Here is a 12,075-nt window from a genome sequence, read left to right as displayed (position 1 = left end):
CGCCGCGGCCGGCGTCTGGACAGTCTTACTTGACCTCGATGGTGATTTTCGGCGACATCACCGGCGGTTCGTGCGGGGTATGGGCGAAGTCGCCCAGCAGCAGCTGCAGCGTATGTTTGCCAGGCGGCAGCGTGATGACGGTCTCGGTCTGGCCGGCGCCGAAATGCTTGTGGTGGTCGTCGGTGGGCACCGGCTGGTCGAGCGGCGGCAGATCGGCATCGATCAGCAGGTGATGGTGGCCGGTGGCGTCCTTCTGCGTGCCGGCCGGGGCCACGCCCATGCCCTTGAGGCCGAAGCGTACGGTCACCGGGCTGCTCACTGTCTGCCCGTCCTTGGGCGAGATGAAATAGACCTCGGCGCCCGGCGGCGCGGGCGTTGCGGCCAGTGCCAACAGGGGACTGAGCAGCAGTGGCAGTGCCAGGCTTCGCAGCGGCGTTTTCATGGGCGATCTCCGTGGAGTGATGGGGCAGCCGGATGGCCGAGGTCAGTCTTGCGCTCGAACCTGTACAGCGCAACCTCGCCCAGCAGGTTGGGCAGCAGGCGCGCGCCCAGCGACCGGCGGTGCTGATGATTGACCACCGTTCGCTGCAGGATGCGGATGCCCAGCGTGTGGCACAGGCTCTCGAAGTCGCGGATGGTGCACAGGTGGATGTTGTCGGTCTCGTACCAGGTCTCGGGCAGCGCCGAGGAGACCGGCATATGGCCGCCGAAGGCCAGTTGCAGGCGGCAGTTCAGGTGCCCGAAGTTCGGAAAGGCGACGATGCCCTCGCGCCCGACGCGCAGCATTTCCTCCAGCAACCGGGCCGGAAAATACACCGCCTGCAGGGTCAGGCTCATGATCACGTAGTCGAAGGAGCCGGTGTCGAAATCGGCCAGGCCGGCGTCGAGGTCGCCCTGGATCACGTTCACGCCGCGTTCGATGCAGCGCACGACCTTGTCGATTTGAAGTTCGATGCCGTAGCCGGTCACCGCCCGTGCGGCGCGCAAATGTGCCAGCAGGCCGCCGTCGCCGCAGCCCAGATCGAGCACCCGGCTGCCGGGCCGGATCCACTGCGCGATCAGGGCGTGGTCGCCGCGCAGGTGGCTGGTTTCATGCTGCCGGTCGGTCGCGCGGCGCTGCAGGTGCGGCTGGCCGACGGTGTCGAGGCGCCGATCTGTCGGGGCTGTCATGCGGCCACCTCCAGTTCGGCATGGACGCGGTTCAGGAACGCCCGCAGCACGCCGAAGTAGTGTTCGTTGGGCAGCAGGAAGGCATCGTGACCGTCCGGCGAGTCGATGGCCGCGTAGCTGACGGCGCTGCCGCCGGTGTGCAGGGCCTTGACCAGCTCGCGCGAGCGCTCCGGCGCGAAGCGCCAGTCGCTGGAGAAGGCCACCACCAGAAAGCGCGCCTGCGCGCGGGCCAGGGCCCGCGCCAGATCGCCGTCGTACTCGGCCGCCGGGTCGAAGTAATCCAGCGCCTTGGTCATCAACAGATAGGTGTTGGCGTCGAAGCGGTCGACGAAGGTCTCGCCCTGATGGCGCAGGTAGGACTCGATCTGGAACTCGACATCGAAGCCGAAGTTCAGCTTGCCCTCGCGCAGCTCGCGGCCGAATTTCTGCCGCATCAGGCCGTCCGAAAGATACGTGATGTGCCCCAGCATGCGCGCCAGCATCAGCCCGCGGCGCGGCACCACGCCCTGTTCGGCATAGCGGCCCTCGTGGAAGTCCGGGTCGGACATGATGGCCTTGCGCGCCACCTCGTTGAAGGCGATGTTCTGCGCCGACAGGCGCGGCGCGGCGGCGATCAGGAGCGCACTGCGTACCCGGCCCGGGAACTCGATTGTCCACTGCAGGGCCTGCATGCCGCCCAGGCTGCCGCCGGCCACGGCCGCGAAGCGCTCGATGCCCAGGTGATCGGCCAGCAGGGCCTGGCTGCGCACCCAGTCGCGCACGGTGACGATGGGGAAGTCCGGCCCCCACAGGCGGCCGGTGGCCGGATTGATGCTGTTCGGGCCGGTCGAGCCGGCGCAGCCGCCCAGGTTGTTGCAGGCCACCACGAAGAACTTGTCGGTGTCGATCGGCTTGCCGGGGCCGATGCAGTTGTCCCACCAGCCGGGGCGCTTGTCGTCCGGGGCGTTCCAGCCGGCGGCGTGGTGATCGCCCGACAGCGCATGGCAGACCAGGATGGCGTTGCTGCGGGCGGCGTTCAGGCTGCCGTAGGTCTCGTACTTCAGATCGAAGCCGGGCAGCTCGCGGCCACAGTCGAGCGCCAGCGGCTGCTCGTGGCGGAAGCTGCGCGGCTCGACCAGCCCCACCGAATCCGGGCTCAGCGGGCCCACGATGTCGGCCAAGTGCTCAGCCGCCGCCACGCAGGCGCGCGGCACTGCGCAGTCGCAGCGCGTTCAGGCGGATGAAGCCGGTGGCGTCGGCCTGGTTGTAGGCGCCGGCGTCGTCCTCGAAGGTGGCGATGGCCGGGTCGAACAGCGAGTCCGGGCTCTTGCGTCCGGCCACCAGCACGTTGCCCTTGTAGAGCTTGATCCGCACGGTGCCGTTGACGCGCTGCTGGCTGTCGTCGATCAGGCCCTGCAGCAGCTGGCGTTCCGGGCTCCACCAGTAGCCGTTGTAGACCAGGCTGGCGTAGCGGGGCATCAGGTCGTCCTTCAGATGCGCCGCCTCGCGGTCCAGCGTCAGCGACTCGATGGCGCGGTGCGCGCGCAGCATGATGGTGCCGGCCGGGGTTTCGTAGCAGCCACGGGACTTCATGCCCACGTAGCGGTTCTCGACGATGTCCACGCGGCCGACGCCGTGGCGTCCGCCGATTTCGTTCAGGCGGCGCATCACCTGCGCCGGCGTCAGCGTCTCGCCATCGACGGCCACGATGTCACCGTGGCGGTATTCGAGCTCCACGTACTGCGGCGCATCCGGCGCCTGCTGCACGTCCACCGTCCAGCGCCACATGGACTCTTCCGGCTCCTGCCAGGGGTCCTCGAGCACGCCGCCCTCGTAGGAGATGTGCAGCAGGTTGGCGTCCATGGAGTAGGGCGAGGTCTGACCCGCGCGCTTGAACTCGACCGGGATGCCATGCCGCTCGGCATAGGCCAGCAGCTTCTCGCGCGAGGTGAGGTCCCACTCCCGCCAGGGCGCGATCACGCGCACGTCCGGCATCAGCGCGTAGGCGCCCAGCTCGAAGCGCACCTGGTCGTTGCCCTTGCCGGTGGCGCCGTGGGCGATGGCGTCGGCGCCGGTCTCGCGGGCGATCTCCACCAGCCGCTTGGCGATCAGTGGCCGCGCGATCGAGGTGCCCAGCAGGTATTCGCCCTCGTACAGCGCGTTGGCGCGAAACATCGGGAACACGAAGTCGCGCGCGAATTCCTCGGTCAGGTCGTCCACGTACATGGCGCTGGCGCCCATCAGCTCGGCCTTGCGGCGGGCCGGCTCAAGTTCGGCGTCGCCCTGGCCGATATCGGCTGTGAACGTGACCACCTCGCAGTGGTAAGTTTCCTGCAGCCACTTCAGGATGATGGACGTATCGAGCCCGCCCGAGTAGGCGAGCACCACGCGTTTGACGTCGGTCATGAAGGAGTTTGCTCCGCTGGGCGGCATCGAGGGGCGCCTATTCTAGGCCAAGCCGATCCGGCGGCAGCGCGTGCCCCGGTCCGGCCCGGGACGCTGTCGTCGCGGCAGACCCACAAACGGAGGGCAGTCCCATGCCCGAGCAGTTGGACAACGGGGAGCAGGAGCGTCGCCGCTGGGCGCGCACGGGCGTGAGCCTGCGCACCATCGCGTCGGTCGTGGTGTTGCTGGTTGCGTTGCCCGTGGTGGCCCTGCTGTGGTGGTCGGCCGAGCGCCTGCAGGTGGCGGTGCGCCAGGACACGGTCGAGCATGCCCAGGCGATGGCCGACGGTGTGGCCCGGCGGCATGCCCAGCTGGTGGCCGAGGTGCGCTCGGTGTTGACGGTAACGGCACAGCTGCCGCGCCTGGTCGACGAGCCGGCTTACTGCACTGCGCTGATGAAGCGCTTGCTGACCAGCGACCAGGCGTTCGCCAACCTTGGCGTCATCGGTGTCGACGGACGGGTGCTGTGTTCGGCCCTGCCGTTCCGGGAGGGCCTGAACCTTGGCGATCGCGGCTATTTCCGGCGCGCGCTCGAAACCCGCAGCTTCGCCGCCGGGACCTACCAGACCGGGCGCATCACCGGTGTGCCGGGCATCAATTTCGGTTTGCCGATGATTGGCGCCGACGGCGAGGTGGTGGCGGTGGTCTTCGCCGCCATCGGCAGCCGGTGGCTGGCTGAATTGGTCGATTCGTCCGCGCTGCCGGGCGGGGCCACGCTGGTTTTGCTGGATCACGATCTGAACGAGCTGCTGCGCCATCCGGCACAGGCGCCGGATGGCCTGGTCATGCCGCTGCAGCGCGCGGCGCTGGCGGCGCTGATCCAGCGCCAGCCGCTGGGTGGCAGTATCCCCGTGCCGGCAGCCGGCGCGGCCGATCCGTCACATCATTACACCTACCTGCGCCTGGGCGGGGACGTGGTTTACGACGCGCCTTACCTGGTGCTCGGCTGGCCACAGGATGAGCTTGCGACATCGCTCACGGCAATCACGCGCAGGCAGCCGCTGGTGGTGTTCGGTGCCCTGTTGCTGCTGGCGGCGTTGGTCTGGCTGCTGGTCAATGCGGTGGTGATGGCACCGGTGCGCCGGCTGGCCGCTTCCGCGTCGCGCCTGGCCAGAGGCGAGCAGGGCGTGCGCCTGCCGGCCGGTGGCAGGGTCGCCGAACTGCTGGCCATGAGCAGCGCCTTCAACCACATGGCTGACCGTATCGACGGCGCCATGCGGGCGTATGCGGTCCTGAGCACCGGTAACCGGATCCTGCTGCGAGAGCAGGACGAGCGGTCGCTGTTGGAGGCGATGTGCCGGGTCGGGGTCGAGGTGGGCGGCTATCGTTGCGCCGGGGTGGTCTATGTCACCGAAACCGGTATCGAGCCGATGGCCCGGGCCGGCGACGACGGTGGCTTTGCCGCTTACCTGCAGGCGCACTGGGACACCGCGCTGGCGCATCAGACACCGACCGCGCAGGCCATCGCCAGCGGTGAGGTGGTGGTCATGAAAGACGCCACGGCGACGCCCGCGACACACGAGTTGTTCCGGGCGGCCGCCGGCCGTGGCCTGCGGTCCGGACTCGTGCTGCCGCTGCGGGTGGACGGCAGCGTCATCGGTGCCCTGAGCCTCCATTCCGCCGAGGCGGATGCGTTCAACGCACGCGAAGTCGAACTGCTGTCCGAGATGGCCGACGATCTGTCGTTTGGCATTGCCACCGCCCGCCTGCGCGAGCGCGGGCGGCTGGCGGAGGTAAGGCTGCGCCACCTGGCCTATTTCGACGCCGTGACCGGCCTGCCGAATCAGGCCAGTTTTGTCGAGCACACGACCGGCCTGACCGCCGGCAGTTCCGGTTCCCTCGCCGTGCTGGTGGTGCAGATCCAGAACTACTGGGAAATAGCGGCCACGCTCGGACAGGCCAGCGGCGATGAGTTCCTGAACGACGTCGCCCGCCGGCTCGAGGCACTGTCACCGACGCTGCTGGCGCGTGTGGCGCAGTCGGAATTTGCGCTGCTTGTGTCCGACGCCGACGAGTCGGCCGCGAACCGCGAAGCCAATCGGACGCTGGCCAGTCTGGCGCCACCGGCGCAGCTGACATCGGTCGGCGTGGACATCCAGGCCACCGTCGGCATTGCCGTCGGTGGGCGCCGGCCGGGCGATGCCGAGCGCCTGCTGCAGGCGGCGAAACTGGCCGCGCACGAGGCAGGCGATGGCGCTTCCCAGGTGTTGCTTGCCCATCCGGATCTGGACAAGGAATGGCGCGAGCGCCTGATTCTGGCGGGCGATCTGCGCGCCGCGATCGACATGCGGGCGCTGCAGGTGCACGTGCAGCCGCAGCTTGACCTGCGGTCCGGGAAGATTTGCAGCATGGAGGCCCTGGCCCGCTGGCGTCATCCGCTGCATGGCGATGTGTCGCCGGCCCGATTCATCGGCCTGGCCGAGAAAACCGGCCTGATTCGACCGCTGACCTACGCGATCCTGGACGGCGTGTGCGAGCTTGCCGCGCGCCATGCCGCCGCCGGGTTGCTGCTGCCGATCGCGGTCAACGTGTCCACGCGCAACCTGCATGACCCGCAGTTCGTAGCCCGTGTGAAGGAACTGCTCGATCACTGGCCGCTGCCGCGTAACTGCCTGCACCTTGAGCTGACCGAAACCGCCGTCATGGATGATCCGGTGCGCAGCCTGAAGGTATTGCAGGAACTGCATGCCCTGGGCCTGCCGATCTACCTGGACGATTTCGGTACCGGCTACTCGTCCATGACCTATCTGCGGGAGTTGCCGCTGAGCGGCCTCAAGATCGACCGCGCGTTCACCATCGGCCTGGCGCAGCCGCAGACGCGGCAAATCGTGCAGGCGATGATCGACCTCGGTCACGCGCTGGGCCTGAAAGTGGTGGCCGAGGGCACGGAAGACGAGGCCACGCTGGCGATCCTGGCCGACATGGGCTGCGACATTGCGCAGGGTTACGGCATCGCCCGGCCGATGCCGAACGCCGAGATTGCCGCCTGGATTGCTCGCTGGCCAGGGCGCCGGATGCCTGGCACCTCGAATGGCGATGCATCGCCGGGACGGTGAGGTGCGGAATGATCGTGTGACAGGCGTTTTTCTGCGCCGCTTGCCCGGTCGCTGCCCCGGCGCCGCGCGGTATCGGTATGCGGCGGGTTTCGCTCGCGTTCAGCCGTCCAGTCCCACCCGCCAGGCGTCCAGCGCGCTCATGCCCAGCGACTGCCACCAGTCCGGCCGCTGCGCGACGATGATTTCGATGCACATGCCCATCAGCGGCGCACTGTCGAGGTAGTAATAGCGCATGGCGTCGCCGATGGCGCCTTCCAGACGCACAGCAAGTCCGGCGCGGGCCAGGCCGTCGCGCACGGCGGCAAAATCGGCCGGGTCGAGGATGGTCGGGAAGTAATGCTGCGGCCCTTCGTCATGGGCCGCCAGGAAACGCTGGTACATGCCGTCCCCGCCCAGGGGTTCCATCAGCTCGCAGGCAAAATCACCGCGACGGCCAAAGGCGGTGCGCGCGTGATGCAGCGCCGGCGTGCCGTCGATCCACACCCGCAGGCCCTGGTCGGTGTGAAGTTCCATGCGCAGGAATTCGTCGATGCCGAGCAGGCGCTGGAAACCGCCGATCGCCAGCTCCCGGTCGCGCACCACCATGCCGATGTGGAACAGCTTCTGACACGGCAACAGGGCTTTTTGCTGGAAGCTCCGCTGGCCGTGTATCGGCGGCGGCGCCGACTGCGCGACCAGCGCCAGCCCGCCGAGCTGGGCGCGGCTGGCGATGGTGAGCCGATCGCGGCTGATTTCAGCGCCCAGATCGAGCGCCGTCGCGCGCTGTGCGATCCGCTCAGGGCTGTGGTCCCGGTCCGGCATGAACACGGCGTGGCTCATGCCCTCGCCGCGACGGTCGAAGAATTCGCCGAGCACATCGCCACCGGCGCTGCCTTCGATCAGCTCCAGGCGCAGGCTGCCGAAGCCGCCCAGCGCGGCCGGCCGGCCGTCGATCTGGCACAGCTCGAACCGGCGGATGCCGAACACCTGCGCATAGGCCTGCATCGCCGCTTCGAGATTGCCGACCACCATGCCGAAGCGATCGAAACGTCCAAGTGGCAGGCTCATGCGCTGCGCTCCGCATTGGGGCTGATGCCGCGCACGGCGTGTTCGGCCGCCAGCGCCGCGCTGCCGTGCAGAAAGCGCCGGCGGCTGAGCTGCGGTTTGCGTGCCTTCATTTTCCCCTCCTCAGTCATTGTTCGATCACGCGGGGCGCCGGCCCCAGACGGCGCCGGCGCCAAATGCCCCGGCTGGGGATCGTCCAGCAGCGCCAGGGCCGTGTCGTAGTTGGCAGTGGTGGTGGTGCCCGGTCAGGGGCTGCGCGCCAGCTCGCGCAGGGGGAGCGGGTCCAAGGGCTCGGGCCTGGCCAGCGCGCGCAGCCAATCGAGCAGGCGCTCGACCTGGCCGCTGTGCGCCCCACCGGCGGCGGCCAGATCACGGAACTTGGCTTCCAGTTCCGGCACCGAGAGCGGATTTTCCGGATCGCCCTTGGGCCGGTCCTGTGCGGCCTTGAAGCTGCGGCCATCGGCCAGCGTGACCTCGATGGCTGCCGACCAGCAGCCCGGGTACGCCGCCTCACGCGCCGGATCGATGGCGACTTCGATGTGCGGCAGCAGCGCGCGTACGGCCTTGTCGGTCAGCGCCGCGTCCGAGAATTCCGTGAGGCCGACCTGGCCGTGCAGCAGGGCCGAGGCGACGCAGAACTGCAGGCTGAACTTGGCGTCTGCCGAGCTGCGCGGGTCCGGTTTGTCGCACAGGGTCAGCGCTGCCTGGTAGGTGCTGACACGCACCGCAGCGATGGTCGCATCGGCTGGCAACTGCGCGCGCAGCGCCAAGGCCGCGTCGATGGGCGCGTGCGTGTGCCGGCAGGAAGCGTGCGGCTTGATCGAGATTTTCCGCACGCGCAGCGGCTCGTCCGCTTCGCCCAGGTGCGCCACCACCTGCTGCGGGTCGCCGCGCGGCGCAAGGCCGGCGAAGAAACCGCGCTCGCCTTCCAGGATGTGGCGGGCGCCGGTCAGGCCCAGGCGCGACAAGGTGGCCGCCAGCACGCCGTTGGCAGCCGCCCGGCCGGGGTGCAGAGGCTTGGTGAGCGCGCCCTCTTCGTTGAACTGCCACAGGCCGGAGGCCTGCGTGCCGGCGTTGCCCAGCGCCCACACCAGCCGGTCGCGGTCGAGATTCAGCAGCCAGCCGGCCGCGGCGGCGGCGCCGAACACCCCGGCCGTGGAGGTGTTGTGGAAGTGGTAGTAGTGCTCGGCGCCCAGGGCCGCGCCGACGCGCACCATGATCTCGTAACCGGCCACCACGGCGGCCAGCAGCTCAAGGCCGCTGGCGCCGATCCGCTCGGCCACCGCCAGCGCGGCCGGCACCACCACCGCGCCGGGGTGCGTGACCGACTCGCGCTCGACATCGTCCATCTCGACGATGTGCGACAGGGCGCCGTTGACCAGCGCCGCCACTTCCACCGAGCGGCCTTCGGACAGACCCAGCAGCGTCACCTTGCCGGCCGGCTGCAAGCGCGCGTATTCCAGAAAAATGCGCCCGGTCTCCGTGCCGATGCCGGCCACGGCCGAACCGAGCCAGTCCAGCACCAGCAGGCGGGCGGCCTCGATGTCGGCGGCGGCGAAGCCGGTCTGGCGCCGGGCCAGTTGCCAGTCGGCCAGGCGCTCGGTGAGGCTGGCCTCAAGCATGGTTCTTGAGGGCGTTCCCGGAGTACTCGACCGCGTGCGTGGCGGCGTCCCAGATGCCGCGCGCGGCCGGGTTTTCGAGCTCCTCCTTGACATGGCCGACCAGGCCGGCGGCGCGGGTGATGACCGCAAAGCCGCGCATGACCTCGACCGGAATGCCGATTTCCGACAGCACGGCGGCGATGGCGCCGGTGGCGTTGATGGTGATGTGACGCTCGTAGACGCGGTCCACCGCCTCGCCCAGCGCCAGCAGGGCGGCGATGTGCTTGCCCTGGACACCGGCGGCGGTCGCCACGGCCAGGATCTTTGGCGTGCGCGGATCGTCCGGCCGGTGCAGGTTGTGGCCAAAGCCGGGCAGGGCGGTCTTGCTCGCGCGATGGCGCCGGGCGATGCGCTCGGCGGCGGCCGGCACGCCGTCTTCGGCGGCCATCATCTCGGCAATCAGTTCGGCCGCGCCCTGCATGGTGCCCAGGAACTGCCCGCCGACGCCCAGCAGCCCGGCCGCGACCGCGCCCTGCAGGGACTCGGGCGCGCTCATCAGGGTCAGGCGGGTGGCGATGGCGCTGGGCGTGATGCCGTGTTCCATCAGTGTGACCAGCACCGCGTCGACGATCTTGACCTCGGCCGGCGACGGCATGCGGCCCATGATCTGGAAGAACATCATCTGCGTGAAGGTGATTTCGCCGATCAGCTCGTCGACCAGGCTCTTGTCGCGCACGTAGATGGCGTCGCTGGTATAGGCACAGATGGCGGTGGTGGGTTTGCGTTGGTCGGCCATGACGGCGGGTTTCTCCGGTGGTGTTGGGGTGTGTTTTGGTCCGGCGCACGAAATGATGACAGTTTCGGGACGGCCACAACAGCAATCCGGCCGCGCGCCCGCGCCGCTCGCCTTTACAGTCGGGCGGCTTTTCACTACCCTTCAAGGCATGTTTTTGCAGTGCACAATTCGCGTCCAGGGACACTCCGGGAGGCCTATTCATGCCGAATGAGAACAGCGCCACGATGGATCCGGGCACGGTTCTGGAGGAGCTGGCGCAGGTTGCCCAGCAGATACAGGACCAGATGCAGGATGCATGGCAGCAGCCGGTGCTGGATGGCCCGGTGCTGAACAGCATGGCAGGGGGGCTGCTGCAGGCTCTGGCGCTGTTCAACCAGTCCCTGCTCGCGGACCCGGGGCGCCTGATGCAGGCGCAGGCCAAACTCTGGGAGGGCTATGCCCAGCTGTGGCAACACAGCCTGGCAGCCCTGGCCGGCCAGACGCCACCTGCCGGCGCTGTGGCGGATCGCCGGTTTCGCGGCACCGACTGGCAACTGCCGGCCTTCGACCTGATACGCCAGTGCTATCTGCTGACCGGCCAGTGGCTGCTGGAACAGGTCACCGGCGTGGGCGACCTCGATCCGGCCACACGCCGCAAGCTGACGTTCTACACGCGCCAGTTCGCCGATGCGCTGTCGCCGTCGAACTTCGTCGCCACCAATCCGGAAGTGTTGCGCGCCACGGTGGAATCAGGCGGACAGAACCTGCTGCACGGCCTGCGGCACATGCTGGAGGACATGCAGCGCGGCGGCGGGCGGCTGGATCCGCGCATGACCGATCCGGGCGCATTCGAGGTGGGCGTCAACATCGCCGCCACGCCCGGCAAGGTGGTGTTCCAGAACGGCCTCATGCAACTGATCCAGTACACCCCGGTTACCGATCAGGTGTACCGGCGCCCGCTGCTGGTGGTGCCGCCGTGGATCAACAAGTTCTATGTGATGGACCTGCAGCCGAAGAATTCGCTGGTCGGCTGGTGGGTGGAGCAGGGCTACACGGTGTTCATGATTTCCTGGGTCAATCCCGGGCCCGAGCTGGCGGGCAAATCCTTCGAGGACTACATGATCGAGGGGCCGCTGGCGGCGCTGGACGCCATCGAACAGGCCTGCGGTGAGCGCGAGGTGAACGCAGTCGGCTACTGCATCGGCGGCACGCTGCTGCTGAGCACGCTGGCGTACATGGCGGCCACCGGGGACGAGCGGATCAAGTCGGCGACCACCTTTGCCAGCCTGCTCGACTTCACCGAGCCGGGTGACCTGGGTGTGTTCATCGACGAGGACCAGATATCCGCTCTGGAGGGCAAGATGGCCCAGACCGGTTATCTGGACAGTGCCGACATGGCGACGGCCTTCAACCTGCTGCGCGCGAACGACCTGATCTGGTCGTTCTTCGTCAACAACTACCTGCTGGGCAAGGACCCGGCGCCGTTCGACCTGCTGTTCTGGAATGCGGATGCAACGCGCATGCCGGCGGCCATGCACAGCTTTTATCTGCGCAACATGTACCTGCACAACCGCCTGCGCGAGCCGGGCGGCATCACCCTGGCCGGGGTGCCGATCGACCTGTCGAAAATCGCCGTGCCGTGCTATTTCGTGGCCACGGTGGAGGACCACATCGCGCCCTGGCGCTCGGTCCATGCCGGAGCGCTGTTGCCGGGCGGCAAGACGCGTTTCGTGCTGTCCGGCTCCGGCCACATCGCCGGCATCATCAACCCGCCCGCCGCGCACAAGTACCAGCACTGGACCTGCGACAGCCTGCCCACGAACCCGGAGGAATGGCGCACGGCGGCACAGGAACACGCCGGTTCCTGGTGGCCGGACTGGAAGTTCTGGCTCGGCCGGCGGGCCGGCGGCAAGGTCATGGCCCGCATGCCCGGCACGGGCGGACTCCCTGCCATCGAAGACGCACCCGGTTCGTACGTACGCATGACCAGCCACAAGGAGTGATC

General features: G+C 68.6%; 9 protein-coding genes. 2 read left to right on the top strand and 7 right to left on the bottom strand.

Going from position 1 to position 12,075, the window contains the following annotated elements; translation table 11 throughout:
• Positions 1-25: 25 nt before the first annotated feature.
• From PG2T_RS01880 to PG2T_RS01865, 4 genes are read right to left on the bottom strand one after another with little or no spacing between them, the layout of a single operon-like run.
• Entirely contained in the window at positions 26-442 is a 417-nt protein-coding gene (locus tag PG2T_RS01880) for a DUF4399 domain-containing protein (protein WP_068802571.1), read from the bottom strand.
• Positions 439-1,170 carry a methionine biosynthesis protein MetW gene (gene metW / locus PG2T_RS01875; protein ID WP_083214694.1) on the bottom strand — a complete coding sequence of 244 codons (732 nt, stop codon included), beginning with the start codon at positions 1,168-1,170 and terminating at the stop codon, positions 439-441. The genes PG2T_RS01880 and metW overlap by 4 nt, the downstream gene beginning before the upstream one ends.
• Positions 1,167-2,321, bottom strand: coding sequence for a homoserine O-succinyltransferase MetX (metX, locus tag PG2T_RS01870; protein WP_068807555.1), 1,155 nt, complete (start codon positions 2,319-2,321; stop codon positions 1,167-1,169). The genes metW and metX overlap by 4 nt, the downstream gene beginning before the upstream one ends.
• 13 nt (positions 2,322-2,334) lie before the next feature.
• Positions 2,335-3,555, bottom strand: coding sequence for an argininosuccinate synthase (locus PG2T_RS01865; RefSeq protein WP_068802570.1), 1,221 nt, complete (start codon positions 3,553-3,555; stop codon positions 2,335-2,337).
• Positions 3,556-3,686: 131 nt separating this feature from the next.
• On the opposite strand from PG2T_RS01865, the gene PG2T_RS15700 reads away from it, so the two are divergent.
• Positions 3,687-6,650: a bifunctional diguanylate cyclase/phosphodiesterase gene (locus PG2T_RS15700; protein ID WP_083214693.1), complete on the top strand. Its 2,964-nt coding sequence runs from the start codon at positions 3,687-3,689 to the stop codon at positions 6,648-6,650.
• 99 nt (positions 6,651-6,749) lie between these two features.
• Here the strand turns inward: PG2T_RS15700 and PG2T_RS01855 are convergent, their stop codons facing one another.
• From PG2T_RS01855 to PG2T_RS01845, 3 genes are all read right to left on the bottom strand, one after another.
• On the bottom strand, positions 6,750-7,697 hold the full coding sequence (locus PG2T_RS01855) for a VOC family protein (RefSeq protein WP_068802569.1): 948 nt from the start codon (positions 7,695-7,697) through the stop codon (positions 6,750-6,752).
• Between the two features lie 242 nt (positions 7,698-7,939).
• On the bottom strand, positions 7,940-9,316 hold the full coding sequence (locus PG2T_RS01850; protein ID WP_068802568.1) for an MmgE/PrpD family protein: 1,377 nt from the start codon (positions 9,314-9,316) through the stop codon (positions 7,940-7,942).
• On the bottom strand, positions 9,309-10,091 hold the full coding sequence (locus PG2T_RS01845; protein ID WP_068802567.1) for a citryl-CoA lyase: 783 nt from the start codon (positions 10,089-10,091) through the stop codon (positions 9,309-9,311). Before PG2T_RS01845 ends, PG2T_RS01850 begins: the two co-directional genes overlap by 8 nt.
• Positions 10,092-10,291: 200 nt before the next feature.
• On the opposite strand from PG2T_RS01845, the gene PG2T_RS01840 reads away from it, so the two are divergent.
• Positions 10,292-12,073 (top strand): PHA/PHB synthase family protein, encoded by a 1,782-nt coding sequence (locus PG2T_RS01840; protein WP_083214691.1) that lies wholly within the window; start codon positions 10,292-10,294, stop codon positions 12,071-12,073.
• Positions 12,074-12,075 lie beyond the last annotated feature (2 nt).

Origin of the sequence: Immundisolibacter cernigliae (assembly GCF_001697225.1) — a bacterium.
GTDB classification, from domain to species: Bacteria; Pseudomonadota; Gammaproteobacteria; order Immundisolibacterales; family Immundisolibacteraceae; genus Immundisolibacter; species Immundisolibacter cernigliae.
The sequence above is the reverse complement of the archived record's forward strand: the minus strand, read 5'-3'. Positions and strand labels throughout refer to the sequence as shown.

Excerpts from the sequence above, each read along its gene's own strand:
- PG2T_RS15700 (WP_083214693.1), top strand. The coding sequence starts at position 3,687 with ATGCCCGAGCAGTTGGACAACGGGGAGCAGGAGCGTCGCCGCTGGGCG.
- PG2T_RS01880 (WP_068802571.1), bottom strand. The coding sequence starts at position 442 with ATGAAAACGCCGCTGCGAAGCCTGGCACTGCCACTGCTGCTCAGTCCC.
- PG2T_RS01855 (WP_068802569.1), bottom strand. The coding sequence starts at position 7,697 with ATGAGCCTGCCACTTGGACGTTTCGATCGCTTCGGCATGGTGGTCGGC.
- PG2T_RS01845 (WP_068802567.1), bottom strand. The coding sequence starts at position 10,091 with ATGGCCGACCAACGCAAACCCACCACCGCCATCTGTGCCTATACCAGC.
- PG2T_RS01850 (WP_068802568.1), bottom strand. The coding sequence starts at position 9,316 with ATGCTTGAGGCCAGCCTCACCGAGCGCCTGGCCGACTGGCAACTGGCC.
- PG2T_RS01865 (WP_068802570.1), bottom strand. The coding sequence starts at position 3,555 with ATGACCGACGTCAAACGCGTGGTGCTCGCCTACTCGGGCGGGCTCGAT.
- metW (WP_083214694.1), bottom strand. The coding sequence starts at position 1,170 with ATGACAGCCCCGACAGATCGGCGCCTCGACACCGTCGGCCAGCCGCAC.
- PG2T_RS01840 (WP_083214691.1), top strand. The coding sequence starts at position 10,292 with ATGCCGAATGAGAACAGCGCCACGATGGATCCGGGCACGGTTCTGGAG.